General features: G+C 41.5%; 20 protein-coding genes, 2 rRNA genes and 1 pseudogene. 3 read left to right on the top strand and 20 right to left on the bottom strand.

The genetic code is table 11. The features are described 5' to 3' along the window. Window positions 1–65 precede the first annotated feature (65 nt). The 18 genes and pseudogenes from PN838_RS08505 to PN838_RS08595 all read right to left on the bottom strand — a co-directional run bounded on the left by PN838_RS08505 (window position 66) and on the right by PN838_RS08595 (window position 13,405). The gene (locus PN838_RS08505) at window positions 66–1,211 is read right to left on the bottom strand and encodes a dockerin type I domain-containing protein (protein ID WP_272180380.1); all 1,146 of its coding nucleotides are present in this window, start codon (window positions 1,209–1,211) and stop codon (window positions 66–68) included. Continuing rightward, entirely contained in the window at window positions 1,202–1,891 is a 690-nt protein-coding gene (locus PN838_RS08510; RefSeq protein ID WP_272180381.1) for a glycoside hydrolase, read from the bottom strand. The genes PN838_RS08505 and PN838_RS08510 overlap by 10 nt, the downstream gene beginning before the upstream one ends. A gap of 379 nt (window positions 1,892–2,270) precedes the next feature. Then, a complete protein-coding gene (locus PN838_RS08515) occupies window positions 2,271–2,834 on the bottom strand; it encodes a carbohydrate-binding protein (protein WP_215964393.1) in 564 nt (187 codons plus the stop codon). Then, window positions 2,835–4,226, bottom strand: coding sequence for a DUF4982 domain-containing protein (locus PN838_RS08520; protein ID WP_272180382.1), 1,392 nt, complete (start codon window positions 4,224–4,226; stop codon window positions 2,835–2,837). Between the two features lie 180 nt (window positions 4,227–4,406). Then, window positions 4,407–4,664, bottom strand: a complete 258-nt coding sequence (locus tag PN838_RS08525; RefSeq protein ID WP_334313493.1) for a hypothetical protein — start codon at window positions 4,662–4,664, stop codon at window positions 4,407–4,409. A gap of 35 nt (window positions 4,665–4,699) precedes the next feature. Next, window positions 4,700–5,554: a glycoside hydrolase family 2 protein gene (locus PN838_RS08530; protein WP_272180383.1), complete on the bottom strand. Its 855-nt coding sequence runs from the start codon at window positions 5,552–5,554 to the stop codon at window positions 4,700–4,702. A 39-nt stretch (window positions 5,555–5,593) separates the two neighbouring features. Beyond that, window positions 5,594–5,890: a hypothetical protein gene (locus PN838_RS08535; protein WP_272180384.1), complete on the bottom strand. Its 297-nt coding sequence runs from the start codon at window positions 5,888–5,890 to the stop codon at window positions 5,594–5,596. Between the two features lie 289 nt (window positions 5,891–6,179). Continuing rightward, entirely contained in the window at window positions 6,180–7,121 is a 942-nt protein-coding gene (locus PN838_RS08540) for a sulfatase-like hydrolase/transferase (protein ID WP_272180385.1), read from the bottom strand. A gap of 181 nt (window positions 7,122–7,302) precedes the next feature. Beyond that, entirely contained in the window at window positions 7,303–7,650 is a 348-nt protein-coding gene (locus tag PN838_RS08545) for a sulfatase-like hydrolase/transferase (protein ID WP_272180386.1), read from the bottom strand. Window positions 7,651–7,936: 286 nt separating this feature from the next. Next, on the bottom strand, window positions 7,937–8,170 hold the full coding sequence (locus tag PN838_RS08550) for a hypothetical protein (protein ID WP_272180387.1): 234 nt from the start codon (window positions 8,168–8,170) through the stop codon (window positions 7,937–7,939). A gap of 13 nt (window positions 8,171–8,183) precedes the next feature. Next, window positions 8,184–8,378, bottom strand: a complete 195-nt coding sequence (locus PN838_RS08555; protein ID WP_272180388.1) for a hypothetical protein — start codon at window positions 8,376–8,378, stop codon at window positions 8,184–8,186. 138 nt (window positions 8,379–8,516) lie between these two features. Then, window positions 8,517–8,912: a glycoside hydrolase family protein gene (locus PN838_RS08560; protein ID WP_272180389.1), complete on the bottom strand. Its 396-nt coding sequence runs from the start codon at window positions 8,910–8,912 to the stop codon at window positions 8,517–8,519. 21 nt (window positions 8,913–8,933) lie between these two features. Beyond that, window positions 8,934–9,116: a hypothetical protein gene (locus PN838_RS08565; protein WP_272180390.1), complete on the bottom strand. Its 183-nt coding sequence runs from the start codon at window positions 9,114–9,116 to the stop codon at window positions 8,934–8,936. Window positions 9,117–9,154: 38 nt separating this feature from the next. Continuing rightward, a complete protein-coding gene (locus tag PN838_RS08570; protein WP_272180391.1) occupies window positions 9,155–9,340 on the bottom strand; it encodes a hypothetical protein in 186 nt (61 codons plus the stop codon). 28 nt (window positions 9,341–9,368) lie between these two features. After that, window positions 9,369–10,442, bottom strand: a complete 1,074-nt coding sequence (locus PN838_RS08575) for a sulfatase (protein WP_272180392.1) — start codon at window positions 10,440–10,442, stop codon at window positions 9,369–9,371. A gap of 14 nt (window positions 10,443–10,456) precedes the next feature. Further along, window positions 10,457–11,482, bottom strand: coding sequence for a glycoside hydrolase family 97 catalytic domain-containing protein (locus PN838_RS08580; RefSeq protein ID WP_272180393.1), 1,026 nt, complete (start codon window positions 11,480–11,482; stop codon window positions 10,457–10,459). Next, window positions 11,464–12,407, bottom strand: a pseudogene (locus PN838_RS27140) (glycoside hydrolase family 97 N-terminal domain-containing protein). Before PN838_RS27140 ends, PN838_RS08580 begins: the two are co-directional and overlap by 19 nt. Window positions 12,408–12,931: 524 nt before the next feature. After that, window positions 12,932–13,405 (bottom strand): DUF4760 domain-containing protein, encoded by a 474-nt coding sequence (locus tag PN838_RS08595; RefSeq protein WP_272180395.1) that lies wholly within the window; start codon window positions 13,403–13,405, stop codon window positions 12,932–12,934. A 325-nt stretch (window positions 13,406–13,730) separates the two neighbouring features. Here PN838_RS08595 and PN838_RS08600 point away from each other — a divergent pair, with 325 nt between their 5' ends. From PN838_RS08600 to PN838_RS08610, 3 genes are all read left to right on the top strand, one after another. Further along, window positions 13,731–13,952, top strand: coding sequence for a hypothetical protein (locus PN838_RS08600; RefSeq protein WP_272180396.1), 222 nt, complete (start codon window positions 13,731–13,733; stop codon window positions 13,950–13,952). Window positions 13,953–14,652: 700 nt separating this feature from the next. Next, window positions 14,653–15,625 (top strand): IS630 family transposase gene (locus tag PN838_RS08605; protein WP_370661099.1). Its coding sequence is split into 2 segments (ribosomal slippage): window positions 14,653–15,053 and window positions 15,052–15,625, totalling 975 coding nucleotides; the frame shifts between segments, so codons are not numbered across the junction. Window positions 15,626–15,801: 176 nt separating this feature from the next. Further along, a protein-coding gene (locus PN838_RS08610) for an IS630 family transposase (protein ID WP_272180397.1) occupies window positions 15,802–16,838 on the top strand; the annotation gives its coding sequence in 2 pieces (ribosomal slippage) (window positions 15,802–16,384 and window positions 16,384–16,838; 1,038 coding nt in all). A gap of 168 nt (window positions 16,839–17,006) precedes the next feature. On the opposite strand, the gene rrf is transcribed toward PN838_RS08610, so the two are convergent. Then, a 5S ribosomal RNA gene (gene rrf, locus PN838_RS08615) occupies window positions 17,007–17,121 on the bottom strand. Window positions 17,122–17,284: 163 nt separating this feature from the next. Further along, window positions 17,285–20,161 (bottom strand): 23S ribosomal RNA (locus PN838_RS08620). Window positions 20,162–20,225 lie beyond the last annotated feature (64 nt).

The following is a 20,225-nucleotide window of genomic DNA, read 5'->3' on the forward strand; positions in this document are numbered from 1 at the left end:
ACAACCTTTTTATTAATTTTAAAAGCGCCGCCATTATGTATTCTCACCTAGCGACAACTTTTTAATTATTGTTGTAAGAAAATTGCGTAGAGTTGGCTGTAATCCCGCTTTGTGATCTTGCCATCAACATCGAGATCAGCGCTTAGCAGGTAGTTTTTGTCGGTATTACTCAGGCCATAAACCGCTCTAAAAGATTCAAGATCTGCAGCATTAACAACACCGTCTAGATTCACATCCCCCTCACCTTGGCCATACCCGCCGGATTGAACCACAAGCAAAGGCACGTCGTTGACATAAATAGTGGCGGCACGTTCAACATTCGACATATTTTCAATCGCGTTAAATGTAATGGTTGTTGATGCATCGCCACTTTGTTGATCTACTGTTAGCCAGTTAGGGAGTTGAGTAATGACCCACGGTTGATTGGCCGTGACATCTAAGTTAAACGACTGCTCTGTTGCCGTGATTTCGTTTTGATTTAACGACAGATTAATTGTCGCATTACCACCAATTCTGAACTTATAGATGACTAAACTCGAAGGAGCGACATTTACTGAAAAAGAATTACTTGAGGTTTTTGTTATACCACTAACAACACCCATTTTAGGAGTGTCCTCGCTCCAGGTTTGAGCGACTATTGTATTACTGGTAATAACTTTATCATTAAGCGTAATTGGCAAGTTGGTAAACGCATTTGTTGTTGACGCATTAATCACATAAGCGGTGATATATTCATCGTCAGAAAACGCCATCACTTTAATGTCAGACAATTCTTGCGGTGTTGTGTGAGCGATATAATGTTTGTTATACACACCATCAATAAACGCTTTTATTAACCAATAACCACGGAGGCGATTGCCCTTTTGTCCTTTGGTAAAATAAACTGCGCGCGTTTCTTTGGTGATCCCTCTTGACCAGATTTCAAAGAACAACTCGCCCCGTAATCCAGCCCGATATGATTCTGTTTTACCCGTATAGATATTGATGACTCCACCTATCGTAGGTTCTTCGCCCCACAAAGGCCCGCCACCAGCGGCATTGGATTCTTCATTATATACCGGTTTATTAATCGCAGACGCCGCAGTAATTAAGTCTAACCAATTCGCTTCTGTCGGCTTGTCATAAGTGTGTGCCGAAAAGCCAGAGTAATTTGCCTGATAGCCATTATTGCTGACATCCACCACAAAATTTTTGGCTTGTTTTACCCCCACGCCGCAGGGCCATTAAATTCAGGAACCGGTACACCTTTGTAGGCTTCCGTTGCTAACAGCTGTTTCAACTGATTAATCGTGTTGTATTCATTCCGTGCCGGCATTACCTGCATCCATTCTTTAGATACCGATATAATGTCAATTTTAACGCCACTTTCATGCATAAGTTTTAAGTAGTCGGCGAGAAAGCCCGCATATTTGTCGGCTTTAAAAAGTGTTGAATTATAGCTCCCACCGTTATAACCATTCCCAGTATAAATCCAGTCCGGCATATTGTTATTTTTGCCGTAACCGTCATAGTCGGTTTTTAATGTCGCCCAAAATTTTACGTCTGGATTCACCGCTTTAATTTTTTGCATCACTTCAATTTGTTTGCTGTAAAAACCAAAATTGGGAGCGCCTTCAATCAATTCTTGTTTTTTATCAAACACCACCCTCATATAAGGCATCACCATGTCTGAAAAATACCAATCGATGATTTCGTCTGGGTTGCTAGCTTGTAACAAGAAATTTGCCGAGCGTTCCATGTCTCCACCGACAATATCAATTTTTTGCTTTAATTCACCCGCATGCAATTCAATAGCTGATTGCGCATGCAGACTATAAAAACTTAGCGCGCCAATTAAGATAACGGCAATGTTAGAAAGTCCCTTTTTTAAAACGCCTTGCTTGATATTCATAATTATAAATTCGCTTTTGAAGTTGCCACTGAAAGTTTTGTTATCAAAACTATTTTAATTGAGTCGCTCTACCAATAATTTCGAGTGGTCGTTTATCCACGGTTAGATATAAAGTAAACAAGTCTGTCGCGCCAAACCCTCAAAAATTAATCAAATTGAAGGAACTAATATTTAAGAAAATTAATAGTAAAAGAAAGCACTTATACCAATCACTGAACTGGATCAGGTGTTGCTTGATATTTATATGTTCTGGAATGACAGTTTTAGATTACAAATCAAAGTTATGTAATCACTTAGCTACAAGATAGAAAGGATACGGAAGAATATTGGCGTTGAAAAACAAAGCCCAACAGAAGTTGGGCTATATTAAAGCTTGTCATCAGCCCGAAATAATTAGCGCTTTTAGGTTAGGTGCACTATTTCCTTTACTCACTAATTTAATGGTATTAATGCCACTATTCACCTTAACGATTACCTGGGCTTTTTCCCATTTGTAATGCCAACTGCCCGTATTTGAAAAACGAACTAAGGTTACAATTTCATCATTAATGTAAAGATCCATATTTCGTTGTTTTTTGGGGTCATTTAAAGCGTATAAGAACCTCAAGTCATAGTGACCAGTTTCACCAACATTTTTTAACTTCCATGTTACTGAGCCTTCTCTTCCTTTAAAGTCCACATGTTGAGCTGTTTTGAGCGCCCCCACAACATCTGCGTTATTTGCCAACAGTTTAAATTGACCGGGAGCAACGGTAGCAATTTCGCCATTGTCGCTCTTAGGTCCCTTTGCATCGTCAGTTAACTTGCAACCTGTAGCAAAGATAACAATCATGGTTATTACAAAAACTTTAACCAATTTCGACATCAACCTGAGCTTGTGAGCCAAAGACTTGTAATTTAAAGGCTTACTCAAAACAACGTTTGAGTAGTCTGCAAAATCCATTTATTCGTCATCCTTTGCCGTAATACTTAGTGACTTAATATTAGGGCCACTGCTACCCGTTGTTTTTAATTCAATGTAATTAGCTCCGGCACCAAGTGGTGCGTCAACCGTAACTGTTGCCCACTTGCCTTGCCATTTCCCTGTTTTAGGAAACTTCAGCTTCGCAATCTTTTTACCATTTACGATAAGTAACATCTCGCGGTCGCTTTCTTTATCATTGGATGCGTATTCGATGGCCAATTCATTCATACCGTATTCGCCGTCGTTTTCTTGATACCAAGTAATAGAACCTTCACTGGCTTGAAAATCAACGTGAGTAGCACGTTTTGCAGCTCCTTTAAGTAATGCATCTTTAGCAGGCATCGCACGTGAATTTTCGACTTGTGCGCTGGAGCCCGTTTTTCCCCAATACAAACCTGAACCATCTGCAAACGCTTCTTTCATCGTAAATAATGCTTTACCGTCAATATAAACAACCGCTTGAACTAACGTGTTTGGTTTTACTTTAAATGCGCCTGAATATTTTTGACTGCGCTTTGACGGTATAGAACCGTCAGTTGTGTAAAACACGTCAATGCTAACTTTAGCCGCCTTGCCTTTGATATTTAGTGTTGCCACATCAATGTTAATTAAGTCTGATGAATATAACTGCTTATCTCCGATAATCGCGGCACTGATCATAGACACATTATTTGCACCGTTATCAATATCAATAAACGCTCGAGTCGCTCCCATAAAGGCTTTACGATTATCTACACCGACATTTTTTGCTGTATCAACTGGATCACCGTTTTCTAGTGAACGGATCTCGGCGTCTCCCACTAAATGGAAGTAAACCTTGTTTTCGCCATATGGATAGAAAGTGCCTTTTTCATCTAGCAGTTCAGCGGTGATTATTGCGCTGCCTGTTTCAGGTTGAACAAAGCGGTCTTCAAGTGTTAGTTGTAAACGGCTTGGGGCGTTTGCTGTAACCTGCTGAGTGCTGGCTTTGACTTGACCATCAACTAAACAATTAGCGCTTAGTGTGCCTTCTTGCCAAGGTACCATCCACTCGGCTTGCATTTCGTCCCATTGAGTTCCTAACGAATCACGACCTAACGATTTTCCGTTAATAAATAGCTCAACTTCTTCACAGTTAGAATAAGCCCAAACAGGGATCTTCGTTGTTGCTGCCATTCGCGGATGAGTCCAATGCGGTAATAAGTGTACAAAAGGTTCGTCGGTCCATTGGCTCTTGTAGAAATAGAACAGATCTTTTTCAAATCCGGCTACGTCTAACGCGCCACCCATAAATAAACGGAACGGCCAGCCACCGTGGACGTAACCCGCTTCACCATAATAGTCAAAACCAGTCCAACGGAAATGTCCGCTAAACCAAGGTAAATCGCGCATTAATTCCCAGTTTTTACGGGCTGATATTCTTACCGTTGCGTTGTCATATGACGAATTAAAATGCTGCTTAGGGTTTCTCCATGTACTTGGATCTGCCCATTCGTAAGTGAAGATTTCTTCCTCGGCTAAATCAGGTAACGGGAAAATGCCTTGTCGTTTCGAATGATTGCCATCTCGTAACTAGGTTTGAGAGCGGTAATATCCGCGTGTTTGCCAAGTGTGTGGTGCTTCAGTCGCAATAAAAGGTAGATCCGGTCGTGAATTTTCGAAAAATTGTGTTTTTTCACTGCCGCCGTTTACTCCAAACACGTCCATTTTACTTGACGCACTGTGGCCTGAAGTCACAGGGCGAGTTGGATCGAGTTTGTGCATTTCGCTTACTAATTTCTCAGCAATTTCATCGCCTCGAGTTTCGTTACCTACGCTGTAAAGGATAATCGATGGGTGGTTTCTGTTACGACTAACCCATTCTGTTAGATCTGTTTTCCAATCGTCTTTAAACGCCTGCTGACCATAGTCAAACGGTGCCTTTTACTCCAGCCATCGAACACTTCATCCATGACCAAGATGCCCATTTCATCACACAATTCATAAAAAATTGGTGGATATGGATTGTGGGCTGTACGGATTGCATTGACGCCCATTTCTTTAAATAATGCTAACTTCCAACGCAACAATGGCTTAGTCCAAGCGCCACCTACCGGGCCACCTTCCCAATGCTCACTCACACCTTTAAGTTTGGTCACCTTGTCGTTTAACCAAAAGCCGGTTTTTGTATCCCATTTAATCGTGCGAATACCAAATCGAGTATCCACCGTGTCATAAACGTTATCGGCGCTACGAATGGTTGTACTCAAGGTATAAAGATTAGGCGTTTCTGTGTCCCATAACTTTGGTTTATATAAAGTTAACTGTGACGTTGTTGAACAGTTTTCTGAAGTACAAGCTGGTAATGGATTATTCTCAACTAATACTGGCCTGCCCGTTTGGTCGACAATTTTAGACTCAACATACAAAGATTCATTTCGAGTATTAGCATATTCCAGTTTTACCGTCGCTTGAGCTGACTTATCTTTGTTTATCGACGTGGTGACATAGACACCATTATTTTGAACATAAGATTGAGCATCCATTACTGTTAGGGAGACAGGTGCATAGATACCTGCTGGGTGATACCAACGAGCAGAAGGCTCTTTCAAGTTGTCTACGCGCACGGCAATATGGTTAGTGCCCGCTGTTAAATATTGACCAATGTCGTATTGAAACGAAATATAGCCATAGGCTTTTTTACCAAGATAGTGACCGTTTATCCAAACTTCACTGTTCATGTAAACGCCTTCGAAATCAATCACAACACGCTTATCTAACTAGGATTTACTGACGTCGAATGATTGACGATACCAACCTAAACCACCGTCAAAATAACCGCCTTTGTCACCTTGTTGGCCGTCAATACTGATCCCTTTATTAAATGCCCAGTCGTGTGGCACATTTACTGTCTTCCAATCGCTATCGTCAAACGTTGGTGATGTTGCAGCGTCACTACCGGATAAAGAAAATTTCCAGTTTTGGTTTAAATCAATATGTAAACGTGCTGCATTAATGTGTGAAGAAATAATCGCTAAAACAAATAATACGAAGCGATATTTAGTAAATAAATTCATTATGGAAGACCCTTTTAATAACTACCCATATTAGACAAAAGTCGACGCTAAAAAACGTAAAATTTGTTAAACAAAAATAAAGATAAGCTATTTAGTGAATACCAAATAGTGTTAAAAAGGGACTTTATAGTGTCTAATAAGACACAAAACTACAGTAATGGGGCGTATTATGAAATGTTATTGATTGTTAAAAATAGAGTGGTACTGAATAATTCAGTACCACTCTATAAAGTGCAGAGATAATGAGTGCAGAAATAAACCTGACCTATATTATCATCACGACATGAAGCTAACTGCTCTGCTGTTTAATTTTAGCTAACAGGGTCAACATCTCTGTTACCTTTGCAGGATATTTATCGTAAACATTATTTGATTCTGAAGGATCAGAGTCCAAATTATATAATTGCACCTGCGGCATATCTGTATATTGACTCAACTTCCCTTTATTAAACCCACCTGAATGTGGCGCATCGATTAACTTCCAAGCCCCTAGACGGATTGAAAACGTGCCATCTACCGAATGTGTAATGGTTGTTTGTCTAGGAGGTATGTTGGCATTTTGCTGCGTCAATACAGGCAATATGTTAACACTATCTTCACCGGCGTTTGCTGGTAACGTTGTATTTGTAATCGCTGCGGCCGTCGCCATCAAATCAGTCAGAGATATCAGTTCATCAGACACTTGATTGCTAGGGATTTTATTAGGCCATTTGGCAATAAATGGAACACGATGGCCACCTTCATAAATGTCGCCCTTATGGCCGCGGTAATTTAAATTAGCACGGTGTCCATGTTCGTCGATGTCACGCTGATACCAATGTGAAGCGTTGTCGCTGGTGAATATAATAAGTGTATTCTTAGTTAAACCCGCTTTTTCCGTTGCTCTTACGATTTGGCCCACAACACTATCGACTTGGACCATGAAGTCACCATAAGCGCCGGCTTGGCTTTTTCCTTTAAATTCAGCGGTTGGTAACCATGGTTGGTGCGGTGCAGGTAACGGCAAATATAGAAAAAATGGCTTTTTGCTATTTTTTTGTTCAACAATATAGTCTTCTGCTCGTTTAACTATGTTTGGTAACACCTCGATATGCTTAAAGTCTTTAGCGATTTTGCCGCCACGCCAAAACTCTTCACCACCACCAACACCGCGCGGAAGGCCATGTTTGCCGGTTTTTAATGTTGCAGGCTGAACCAACTTGTCGTTTTCAAAATAAACATAAGGGTCCATGTCTAATGACGCTGGGATCCCGTAGTAATAATCAAAGCCGTTATCAATTGGCCCAGGTGTTAATGGTTTACTATAATCTGTTTTTTACCACTGCCCAAACCAATATGCCATTTACCGATACCAGCCGTGTTATAGCCGCTCGATTTTAATACCGATGCTACGGTTTCACGACCATCTTCAATTAAGGCTGTTCCATAACCAAATAAAACCCCTTTTTTAGACGACTGCGCCAAGAATAGCGACCGGTTAATACACTATACCGAGTTGGTGTACAAACCGACGAAGGAGAATGCGCGTCGGTAAACCTAATCCCTTGCGCTGCCAGTTCATCCAAATTTGGCGTTGGGATCTTTGACTGCGGGTTATAACTTGAGACATCTCCAACTCCGGCGTCATCCGCGAGGATATATATGATATTCGGAAATTCCGCTTTATCGGGATCTTCCTGAGTATTTGTTTCTTGAGTGTTTGAACAGGACGCTAAAAATGCGATCCCAAATAACATAGATAAACTTCTTAATGATTTCATATCAATTGATTTCCAACTGTCATTTGAACATATTACATCGAATGAACTAAAGTGAGGCTAACAGCGCCCTACTACAAATTGTATTTTTACATATAAAATACAGGGTATGAGGTCGTTGATTTAATGTCAACAAATTTAAGTTAACTGCTTGGACTTGAATGAGTCAGTCAGTGGATGTTTGATGAAAATAAAGTGGTATTTGACCTGTGTCAGGCGCTGTTTTGAATAATTATGAAACGGTAAAATTATAAGCATGCCGAGGCTGTCGACATGCTTATACAGTCTATCAATTTTGAGTGATATCGAATCGATGAATGAAAGGTAATTGCTTTTTAGCTTTACCAATTTCAACACCCCATTGAGGCAAGCCACCTTTATTACTGTCGGTAAATGCCTCAGGTCGATAACCACCGGCAGCCCATGGATAACCGATGACGTCGGAGACACGAATGAAATTAATACCATCTTCAGCAAACATTATTGAATGCTGGATATTGGCAGGCGCTCGATCTCCTATCATTGCCGCAACACCATTACCTTGTGGCCAAACAAAGACTTCGTGATTTAGGGATCACTGGTGTATTTGAAACTTTGACATATGGGCCTTGAGGTTTATCCGCTATGGCTAACCCCATTTGTGTTTCTTTTGGGCTTTTCCCTAACTGACGGCCTTTATAATACAGCCAATATTTTCCATCTTTAACGAGTAGGCTTGCATCGTCAATCAAATGACTATCGAAATCACTCTTGGTGTCGCTATTTTTTAAGATTGGTTGATTGGAAACACGCTCCCAAGGACCATATGGCGAGTCGGATACCGCTAAGTACCAATCTTTGAATCAGGACTAAATGGGCGTTTATAAGGTTTAGACGTACCGGTATAAAAAGCCAGTACTTACCTTCTGCAACAAGGATATTGGGCGTGAATACGCTTTCACCTTCCCAGCTTCCTTTTTCCCTTTTGCTAATGCTTCGCCCTGCTCAACCCAATTATGACCATCAGCGGACGTAGCGTACCAAACGGTTGCATCATATCCAGTGGAAATCTTTCCCTTTGAATACCAAACGTAGTAAATGTTATCAACCTTGATAACATCACTTGGATCACGTCGCATTACCCCAGCTTCAACGCCAATTCCAGTTAACGCTGAGTGTGTGACTGTTACCTTTTGTGGCAGAGCAACATCCGTTGTACTGCAAGCTTGTAATGCCAAAGCGCCTACTAATGTGACTGAAGCTATCGCTGCTGATAGTAATTTCATTATTAAATATCTCTCTTTTCTTTAACCAACTGGTTTCCAAGGTTCACCAAACTGTGGTTTGTTCGGGTTACTTCTCAAAAACTCTGCGTCTTGATCTTTGTACCACTGATGTAATACTTTACGAAGCTCTTCAACCTTTTCGGGATAATTCTTCGCCAAATCACGGTTTTCGCCAATATCTTCGGCTAAGTTAAATAGTTGCACTTGGCCATCCTCAAAGCGCTCCAATAATTTCCACTTTCCTAAACGAACAGCAGCTCCAGGAAACCACCTTGGTTTGAGTAATGCGGGTAATGGAAAAATAACGGTCTGTTTTCAAGGCCATTTTCCAATGCCAAAATAGGTTTTAAGCTTTCACCGTCCGACTTTGGAAGCTTGTCTTCGTCGATACCTAACATTGCGTAAATCGTTGCTGAGATATCCATCATCGTAACTGGAACGTTACTGGTTTTACCGTTAGATGCACTGCCTCAGGACTCGAATTACAAACGGGACTCGAATGCCGCCTTCATATAACCAACCTTTTCCGCCATTTAGTGGCAAGTTAGATGTTGGTCTACCTTCAGATGTAGACAAGCCACCATTGTCTGAAAGTAAGATGACTATCGTGTCGTCCTGTAAATTCTGTTTGTCTAGTTCGTTAACGATACGTCCAATATTCTCATCGACTTTTTCAACCATAGAGGCGTATGTTGGATGTGTTTGAGACACGCGATTTAATCTGGCTTTTTTATTAGGCCAAATTTGTTCGATTTCTGAAAATTCAGATTTTGGATCAGTGCCAGCAAATTTGGCTTCATATTTTTCAACCAAGTCTTTAGGCGCTGCTAATTTTGTATGAACCGAATAATACGACATCAGCATAAAAAATGGCTTGTCGGTCTGCGCGTAATTACCGAGTAGGTTAATTGCTTCTGATGTTAAACGATCTGTTAGATATTCACCTTTTGGCCCACTTTCTAAACGCGGGTTTATATATGGTGAAAAATATCCGCCCATTGGGCTACCAGCAACATGACCGCCAACATTAACGTCAAATCCATAATACTCAGGCCACTCTTGCTCTGTTTGTCCTAAATGCCACTTGCCAAGAAATGCTGTATCGTAACCTTCTTTATTTAACACATTGGCAATGGTGTCATGGTTTTCCGGTAGACTTTCATTAAATGGTGCAGGTTTAAATTTGCCTTCTCTAATTTTGTTTTTCTTAAGTCTATTTCGAAAGAAGTCAGTTGTTCCCATTCTAGTTGGGTGCAAACCCGTTATCAAAGCAGCTCGGGTTGGACTGCAAATCGGGCTCGCAGCGTAACCATCGGTAAACTTCATACCTTCAGCGGCTAATTTATCCATATTTGGCGTTGAATAATTAGTTTTTGGGTTGTAAGTAGCAACATCTGCCCAGCCGAGATCATCAACTAAAATTATCAATACGTTAGGCTTTTTAACTGGCTCAGGCTCTGAAAGGGATGTGCAACCCATCATAAAGGTGGTGGCACAGGCCAAGATACTTAGACTAAGTTTTAATTTCATTTTATTTTCCTTTTTTAATCGGCTTTAACCAAATCGCTTGACCACCGCCTTAGCGCTAAGTGCATTTTTAACACATCACTTTGAGTTACTTCACGCGTAATAACTTCATAAGCCTCACGATTAGTTATGTAATGGGTATTGGGCGCATCTGCATAAATTTTGGCTAAATAAGTTTGATTTGGTTTTAAAAAGTTTAATTTAAGTGGCAAGGTTCCACCGGCTTCATTAATCGCCGCGCCAATAAACCACTCTTCACCCGTTCTTCTTGCAGTAACTATGTGCTCATTAATATCACTTGATAACACCATTGATTCGTCCCAAGTAGCAGGCATGTTTTCTAAAAATTCAAACAAGTCCTTTTTTCCTAAGTACTCTTCAGGGGCATCTGGGAAGATGATCAATCCGGAAAAAATAATTAAAGAACGCGCTACTTCACTTGCAACTGTGGAATAAACCTCTTCTCTAACATAATCTCGGCTTTGTTTTAGGCCATCTAGCTTAAAGAAACCATTGGACATATCTAACGGTCCAGCAAGTGCATTTATATGTGCCATTTCAACAAAACCTGAGGGTTTATAAGTATACAAACCATCCGTTTGTGCATGAACTGCTTCCCTAGTTACCCAGTTTGGCCATGTTCGTCTCATACCACTTGGAATTAGCGGGCTATCGTGAAAATTGATTAATAATTTATGCTTGGCAGCAAGTTCAACAATTTTGAGGGTTTTAATTACCTTCTCTTTACCACTAAGCTTCATAAAGCCATATTTAACGCCTGCGGCTCCCCAACTTGCCCATGTTTCAAATAGCTCATCCAAATCATGATTTACACTTGCCTTATCATTGAGATACAAAATAAAGCCAATGCCTTTCTCATTCGCTTGGTTGATCAGTGCTTTGATATTTAATCCATCAATTTCAGTAAACGGGTCAGACTTGGCGTTATGTTCTGGCCCATACCAATTGGCGTCGATCATCACATATTGCATGTTATTGTTTGAGGCAAAATCAATCATTCGTCTTAATGATTCATTATCCAAGGCATATGTGTGATCTTCATATTGCTCACCACGTACACGCCAGTCCCAAAAGATTTACCCGTTTTGATCCAAGAGGTATCTTCAATTTGGTTTGGTGGCGATAGACTTATCAACACTTGTGACGTAAGTAGGCTTCCTACAGTTTTACCAAGCTGCAATACGCGCCATGACGTGGCCGATGATGTATCACTAGCTACCAGAGGGGCGCTCGCAACAACAACTTTTGCGGAATCAGATACTGTTTTAAGCTTAATCATACCAGTATCGACACGACCAGCCTCTTGAAACGCTATTGCTGGCATTTGGCTGCTAGTAAACGCAATAGGGATTGCCAAATTCTCATTACTGCTACGCAAAAGACTCGCGGTTTGTTTCGTAGGCTTCATGCCATTATTACTCCATACCTTTGCGTCATGGGCTAAAGTAAATTCTGTTACTTCTTTAAACGTTTTAGTTGTTGATTGGGCTTTGGCTTGTAACACATGTCTTAAAGCTACGGCATCGTTGAAAACCCTAACCTCTAGGTGACTTATTACGCTTTGAGTTTGTTTATCGATAAGTTTAAATCGAGCTTCGTTGTATCGACTTTTAGGTCTTCAAACTGGCCCCAAGTTAATGGCGCTGTTTCATCGACAGAACGTTCCGAAACCAACTCTAAATCGTGTTCGGCAATGGCACTTTTAGATGAGACCAAATCTATATCTGACGGTAGGACAACTGATTTACCCTCGAAAATTACACTTAGCTGTGGTGATGTTTTGGACGCCCACGATAAGTTTAGTTCAACTAGGCCATCAGGCGAAGTTAACGTATGTTGCTCGGATTTAAATGAATTATCACTACTTTTACAAGCAAGTAATACAAACGTGACACCAGTTGCGACAATCAACTTTGAAATGAGTTTTGATTTACCAATAAATAACAAAGCTGTTTACCCCTTCATCTGTTTAACTTGAAAGGTATTAAACAATACGAAGGCTTAAAAACCATAAAAATATATACAAATTTGAAAGGAAAATCGTAATCCTAAAAGAACCTTAGCGATATTTGGGATCTCCAACCGAATGCAGAGGAAATAACAAAATCAGCGACTCTGACCCCGCAGGCCCAAAAAAGGCGCTGCACTGCCAGAAGTTGATGAAAATGTTTTACTAGAAATTGATAAAGCTATCGCGGTTTTGTTTCATAAAGATAAACAGCTCATTAAACTTTATGAAGATAGGTTTTGTTTTGGAAAGTCATTACGTGAGTTAGCTAAGCAATACAACAAGCAATCGAATTATTGTGAGTATCTAAAACTAGCTAATAATAGGAAGTGGTCGCCAATGTATATTAAACAGCTGGTAGATGTGTCGGCAGCTAAGCTTGAGGGTTATTAGCTAAAATATACTAACCGAATATTTTGGACAAAATTGAAGGCTTTTTAGTTTTTATGGGATCAGCGGCCCATCATTCTGCAAGTCTTTCAAATTCACAATAAGCGGTTGGTGCTTGATTTTGTAGCCTTAGAGTCTGAATAAAGGGTTTACACCTTTCGTAAACTCTAGTCACGGTACCACACATACTCTCCTTCATTACAATTTCGTCGTATATACCGTGTCGGATCCCAACAGAAATATATTCATAAAAATTGAGGCAGTATCTAAACTCACTGGCCCCTTTGGTAAATTTCTTGGATTCGTATGCAAAAGATTTTATTGTTTTATCTGCGTTGTTGTGAATCTGGCCTGTAACAGTAATAGCATTGCGCAACTTACCATCATTTTTAGCATGAAGGATTGTATCAATAGAGTTTTTCTTTCTGGCTATATCTCGGTTTGAGTAAATTGCTTGGTAAGCAATAGCAAAGGCTATAAGTCCAGTCATAATGGTTGATACGCTAGGTATCAACCACGGGAAATTGTTAGGATCTGTGAAATCCAAGTCTACAGTTTATTTAGATAGGCTCGTAATCGTCCTTGAAGACTGGGGTGTGGTTTGATTTGTTTAATGAGTGCATTATCTATCTCCTGATATCGGCATTTATTATTTTACTTGGCCCCGATGATTCGCAATATATGCAATTTTCAGTATTTTTAATTGATAAATGGGATTAAAAAATATGTTAACGTTTTTTAACCCCAAATCACTATTTAAACGTACGCACTTGAAATAAATTAACGTCTTCGATATGTTTATTTTGTTACACATTGTTTTTGATTTGTAACAAATAATGGAATAATAAAAATTGAATAGGAATAAATATATTGTGAAAATTTTAAAAACACTTACCCCTCTATTACTTTGCTTTTTATTTAGTAAAAACGCACTGGCAGCTGATAGCCCCTATGAGCTAGCCGTTTGTGGTGCAAACCCAACACCTGAAACTACAGGAAGCGTTGAACCTCCATCAACGGGTTGGATAGTGCAGTCAGGTACTTCATGGTGCTTCGTTCAAGGCAGTATCGTAATAACATGTTGGAAAGAGTGATATTATGTTGGAAAGAGTGAAAAAATAATTAAATATATACCGGCTATTCTTATTGGTTTATGTCTGCCATTCTTTCTTTCAATTGCAGTACGTGAAATAGGAGATGTTTTTGCAATTCAAGAACACCTTGCTAACACAGAAGACTTAAATGCGGGAAGCACCATCTATTTAGCGGTTTCTGCGCTGGATAGTTTTATTGTATTTTTTACAGTATTAATAGTACTTCTTGTTTATCGAAGTCTAAAAGGAGTACTCCCATATAATTACGTAATGGTGCTTCTCATGCAATTGCCACTACTGCTTGTTACAGTAAGAAGAGAAAGTTATCATTTTGATGTTTCAACTATCTATGGCGTTGGATCCGCAATATCTGCCGTTATTTTGTGTACATCAGTATTTGTATCTTATCTAGTAATTCAGAAGTGCTCGAAGTATTACGGTCAAAAGCAGCAAAGTTTGTAAAAGTACATAACACATAAAAGCAACAAGACGATAGTAAGGGCAAGAATCATGGCTAGATACGGAACAATCACAAGAAAGGAATTAGCAGAAGCAATTGAGCTTCTCCATGTTATACCATTTTGGTTAAATATCTGATCTAATATGGCTAGGTTCATCATAGAGGAATATTCGAAAATTGGCTCATACATCACAGTCACTATTAGCTCTTTCAAGAAAGGAGCCCAATGCAAGAAAACGAATGAGATTATTGGCTGTTTCCCATTTTGTCGGCGGGGAAAGTAGAACAAGCATCGCTAGACGTCTTAATGTCGCAAGAGGTAGCGTGAACTTGTGGGTCCAAAACTACCTAGCCGATGGTCTTGCTGGCTTAGAAAACAAACCTATATCCGGACGCCCAAGAAAATTGACAAGTAAGCAGCTGGCAATTTTAACCCAATTTATTAGTAAACGATCGACGTCTGAACAAGGCGGGAGATTAACCGGCTCAGATATTCGAGATTTTATCGACAATGAATTTAATGTCCGTTTCAATCTAAGTCATGTCTACAGTGTAATACATAGCCTAGGCTTCAACTGGATCACCAGTCGGTCTAAGCATCCAAAACAATCACAAGAAGCGCAAGACGCTTTTAAAAAAGTTCCTGTTGGAAACGATCCTTAACACTCCACTGAGGGTTATGCCAGACGATGTAGATGTTTGGTTCCAAGATGAAGCTCGTTTTGGTCAACAAAACACGACGAGTCGTGTTTGGGCAAAGAAAGGAAGCAGGCCACGAGCAGTCAAACAGCAACAATTCGAGTACGCCTATTTGTTTGGTGCGGTTTGCCCAGCAAATGGTAAAACTGAGGCGATAATAACCCCATACGTAAACAAAGAAGTAATGACATTGCATATGGAGCAAATATCAAAGGCGACACCAATAGGCCGACATGCCGTAGTTATCATGGATGGTGCAGGCTGGCATACGCTCGATACGGTACAACCATTTGATAATGTGACGCTAATAAAACTTCCACCATATTCACCAGAACTGAATCCAATCGAACAAGTATGGAGTTGGATGCGTCAGCACCATTTAGCCAATAAAAGTTTTAAAGGTTATGACGACATTGTGAACTCATGTACAAAAGCATGGAATTGCTTCATTAGCGATACAAAAAGAGTCATTAAAATGTGTACTAGGGCTTGGGCTTCAGTGGGAACAAATTAAGGTGGATTGGTATAAGTTCGGAATAAAAAACGTCATTCCAAAAGAGCTTTAGCGATATTTGGAACCTCCAACCGAGTGCAGAGGAAGTTCATAATTCGCTTTAAATTATCGCATAATACCATTTCATTTTAAATTGTGATCTAATAACAGCACTTACAGTCTAATCGTTTATAAATGTGAAAGTAAATTCTAAAAATGATGTTTTGGCCTTAGCCAAAGCTGAACAAAACGCACGTAAAAAGTTACGCCTTTTGGCCGTTTACCATTTTCTAGATGGTAAAAATAGAACCCAGATAGCCAGTATGCTAGTCGTAAGCCGGCGTATCGTTAATGAATGGATTAAGCGGTACCTTTCCTTTGGCTTAGATGGATTGGAAAGTAAAAAAGCAAAAGGACGAGAACCGTATCTAAACGAGATCCAAAAACTAAAATTAGCCAAGTTTGTTGAAAAACAATCCGTTAGCGCAACAGGCGGCAGATTGACTGGTGAACGAATACACCGTTACATCGTGGATAACTTTGGCGTAACTTACCACCCGAATTCCGTCTACAAATTACTCGAATCTTTAGGCTATAGCTGGATAACGAGTCGCTCTAAGCACCCAAAGCAGTCTCAGAATAACCAAGAGACTTTTAAAAAAGTTCACCCTGAAACGATCCTTAACACTCCATTTAATGTTATGCCTAAAGATATGGATATATGGTTTCAAGACGAAGCAAGGTTTGGACAGCAAAATACAACGACAAGAGTTTGGGCAAAAAAGGGACTAGGCCAAGAGCGGTCAAACAGCAACAATTTGAATATGCGTATCTCTTCGGCGCAGTCTGCCCACGCAATGGAAGGACAGAAGCGCTGATCACTCCATACGTTAACAAAGAAGTAATGACATTGCATATGGAGCAAATATCAAAGGCGACACCAATAGGCCGACATGCCGTAGTTATCATGGATGGTGCAGGCTGGCATACGCTCGATACGGTACAACCATTTGATAATGTGACGCTAATAAAACTTCCACCATATTCACCAGAACTGAATCCAATCGAACAAGTATGGAGTTGGATGCGTCAGCACCATTTAGCCAATAAAAGTTTTAAAGGTTATGACGACATTGTGAACTCATGTACAAAAGCATGGAATTGCTTCATTAGCGATACAAAAAGAGTCATTAAAATGTGTACTAGGGCTTGGGCTTCAGTGGGAACAAATTAAGGTGGATTGGTATAAGTTCAGAACAAAAAACGTCATTCCAAAAGAGCCTTAGCGATATTTGGAACCTCCAACCGAGTGCAGAGGAAATCAACCTGAGCTTTTGAAATTGTTTAACGCCAGAACGAAAAAATCCCTTGAACTTTCGTTCAAGGGATTTCTCGAATGGGAGCCTGGCGGTGAGCTACTCTCGCATGACAAATGCCACACTACCATCGCCGCAGCTGCGTTTCACTTCTGAGTTCGAAATGGAGTCAGGTGGTTCCACAGCGCTATTGCCACTCAGGCAAAAGCTGTTTTGTAATCAATGTTCTACGAACATCGTTTACATAATTGATTTAACATTCAGAAAGCTCGTACCGCCTTAAGGCAATACGTTATAAATAAGATTTGTATTCACACATTCAATAATTTTGACCATCAATGTCTTAAGAACACTTAAGCGTTGTATGGTTAAGCCTCACGGGCAATTAGTATAAGTTAGCTTAATGCCTCACAGCACTTCCACACCTTACCTATCAACGTTGTAGTCTTCAACGACCCTTTAGGACAGTTAAACTGTCAGGGATGACTCATCTCGAGGCTCGCTTCCCGCTTAGATGCTTTCAGCGGTTATCGATTCCGAACGTAGCTACCGGGCAATGCCATTGGCATGACAACCCGAACACCAGCGGTTCGTCCACTCCGGTCCTCTCGTACTAGGAGCAGCTCCTCTCAATCATCCAACGCCCACGGCAGATAGGGACCGAACTGTCTCACGACGTTCTAAACCCAGCTCGCGTACCACTTTAAATGGCGAACAGCCATACCCTTGGGACCGACTTCAGCCCCAGGATGTGATGAGCCGACATCGAGGTGCCAAACACCGCCGTCGATATGAACTCTTGGGCGGTATCAGCCTGTTATCCCCGGAGTACCTTTTATCCGTTGAGCGATGGCCCTTCCATACAGAGCCACCGGATCACTATGACCTACTTTCGTACCTGCTCGACGTGTCTGTCTCGCAGTTAAGCTTGCTTCTACCATTACACTAACCGTACGATGTCCGACCGTACTTAGCAAACCTTCGTGCTCCTCCGTTACTCTTTGGGAGGAGACCGCCCCAGTCAAACTACCCACCAGACACTGTCCGCAATCCCGATAAGGGACCAACGTTAGAACATCAAACATACAAGGGTGGTATTTCAAGGTTGGCTCCACCTGAACTGGCGTCCAAGTTTCATAGCCTCCCACCTATCCTACACATGTAGGCTCAATGTTCAGTGTCAAGCTGTAGTAAAGGTTCACGGGGTCTTTCCGTCTAGCCGCGGGTACACAGCATCTTCACTGCGATTTCAATTTCACTGAGTCTCGGGTGGAGACAGCGTGGCCATCATTACACCATTCGTGCAGGTCGGAACTTACCCGACAAGGAATTTCGCTACCTTAGGACCGTTATAGTTACGGCCGCCGTTTACCGGGGCTTCGATCATGAGCTTCTCTTGCGATAACCCAATCAATTAACCTTCCGGCACCGGGCAGGTGTCACACCCTATACGTCATCTTTCGATTTAGCAGAGTGCTGTGTTTTTAATAAACAGTTGCAGCCACCAGGTCACTGCGACCGGCTTCAGCTTAAGGAGCATGTCCTATCACCAAAACCGGCGTACCTTCTCCCGAAGTTACGGTACCATTTTGCCTAGTTCCTTCACCCGAGTTCTCTCAAGCGCCTTAGTATTCTCTACCTGACCACCTGTGTCGGTTTAGGGTACGGTTTTCAATCATCTGAAGCTTAGAGGCTTTTCCTGGAAGTATGGCATCAATGACTTCTACTCCGTAGAGTATCGTCTCGTATCTCAGTTCTAGCCGCCCGGATTTACCTAAGCAGCCAACCTACATACTTTCACACGGACAACCAACGCCGTGCTCACCTAGCCTTCTCCGTCCCCCCATCGCAATGATTAAAAGTACAGAAATATTAATCTGTTTCCCATCGACTACGCATTTCTGCCTCGCCTTAGGGGCCGACTTACCCTACCCTGATTAGCATGGGATAGGAACCCTTGGTCTTTCGGCGTGGGAGTTTTTCACTCCCATTATCGTTACTCATGTCAACATTCGCACTTCTGATATGTCCAGCAACCCTCTCGAGTCACCTTCAGCCACTTACAGAACGCTCCCTACCTAGCGTAATAAATTACGCTACCGCAGCTTCGGTGTATTGCTTAGCCCCGTTACATCTTCCGCGCAGGCCGACTCGACTAGTGAGCTATTACGCTTTCTTTAAAGGGTGGCTGCTTCTAAGCCAACCTCCTAGCTGTCTAAGCCTTCCCACATCGTTTCCCACTTAGCAATAACTTTGGGACCTTAGCTGGCGGTCTGGGTTGTTTCCCTCTCCACGACGAACGTTAGCACCCGCCGTGTGTCTCCCGGATAGTACTTTACGGTATTCGGAGTTTGCATGGGGTTGGTAAGCCGGGATGGCCCCCTAGCCCAAACAGTGCTCTACCCCGTAAGTATTCGTCCGAGGCTCTACCTAAATAGATTTCGGGGAGAACCAGCTATCTCCCGGTTTGATTAGCCTTTCACTCCTAGCCACAAGTCATCCCCTAACTTTTCAACGTTAGTGGGTTCGGTCCTCCAGTTGATGTTACTCAACCTTCAACCTGCTCATGGCTAGAATCACCGGGTTTCGGGTCTATACCTTGCAACTAGACGGGCAGTTAACCCTCGCTTTCACTACGGCTCCCCTATTCGGTTAACCTTGCTACAAAATATAAGTCGTTGACCCATTATACAAAAGGTACGCAGTCACAGAACAAGTCTGCTCCTACTGCTTGTACGTATACGGTTTCAGGTTCTATTTCACTCCCCTCACAGGGGTTCTTTTCGCCTTTCCCTCACGGTACTGGTTCACTATCGGTCAATTGGGAGTATTTAGCCTTAGAGGATGGTCCCCCTATCTTCAGTCAAGGTTTCTCGTGCCCCGACCTACTTAATATGTCCAATATAGCTTGTCGTGTACGGGACTATCACCCTTTACTGTGCAACTTTCCAGATGCTTCCACTAAACTATACTGATTCGGCTGTTTCCCTTTCGCTCGCCGCTACTCAGGAAATCTCGGTTGATTTCTTTTCCTCTGGGTACTTAGATGTTTCAGTTCTCCAGGTTTGCCTCGCATAGCTATGTATTCACTATGCGATACCCTAAAAGGGTGGGTTTCCCCATTCAGAAATTCTGGTCTATAACGGTTTTTATCACCTTAACCAGACTTATCGCAGATTAACACGTCTTTCATCGCCTCCAATTGCCAAGGCATCCACCGTATACGCTTATTCACTTAACCATACAACCTTAAGTATTCTCATACTGTCAGTCGTAGGTTATGCCATTTTGATTGCACTCGCTAA

Source organism: Psychrosphaera algicola, from assembly GCF_028401425.1.
Classification (GTDB): Bacteria; Pseudomonadota; Gammaproteobacteria; order Enterobacterales; family Alteromonadaceae; genus Psychrosphaera; species Psychrosphaera algicola.

What these genes read in the sequence shown, in the direction of transcription:
- PN838_RS08540 (WP_272180385.1), bottom strand. Translation starts at nt 7,121, where the DNA reads ATGGACCCTTATGTTTATTTTGAAAACGACAAGTTGGTTCAGCCTGCA.
- PN838_RS08560 (WP_272180389.1), bottom strand. Translation starts at nt 8,912, where the DNA reads ATGAAATTACTATCAGCAGCGATAGCTTCAGTCACATTAGTAGGCGCT.
- PN838_RS08530 (WP_272180383.1), bottom strand. Translation starts at nt 5,554, where the DNA reads ATGAACAGTGAAGTTTGGATAAACGGTCACTATCTTGGTAAAAAAGCC.
- PN838_RS08535 (WP_272180384.1), bottom strand. Translation starts at nt 5,890, where the DNA reads ATGAATTTATTTACTAAATATCGCTTCGTATTATTTGTTTTAGCGATT.
- PN838_RS08550 (WP_272180387.1), bottom strand. Translation starts at nt 8,170, where the DNA reads ATGATAGGAGATCGAGCGCCTGCCAATATCCAGCATTCAATAATGTTT.
- PN838_RS08510 (WP_272180381.1), bottom strand. Translation starts at nt 1,891, where the DNA reads ATGAATATCAAGCAAGGCGTTTTAAAAAAGGGACTTTCTAACATTGCC.
- PN838_RS08515 (WP_215964393.1), bottom strand. Translation starts at nt 2,834, where the DNA reads ATGGATTTTGCAGACTACTCAAACGTTGTTTTGAGTAAGCCTTTAAAT.
- PN838_RS08545 (WP_272180386.1), bottom strand. Translation starts at nt 7,650, where the DNA reads ATGAAATCATTAAGAAGTTTATCTATGTTATTTGGGATCGCATTTTTA.
- PN838_RS08570 (WP_272180391.1), bottom strand. Translation starts at nt 9,340, where the DNA reads ATGATGGATATCTCAGCAACGATTTACGCAATGTTAGGTATCGACGAA.
- PN838_RS08520 (WP_272180382.1), bottom strand. Translation starts at nt 4,226, where the DNA reads ATGCGCGATTTACCTTGGTTTAGCGGACATTTCCGTTGGACTGGTTTT.
- PN838_RS08575 (WP_272180392.1), bottom strand. Translation starts at nt 10,442, where the DNA reads ATGAAATTAAAACTTAGTCTAAGTATCTTGGCCTGTGCCACCACCTTT.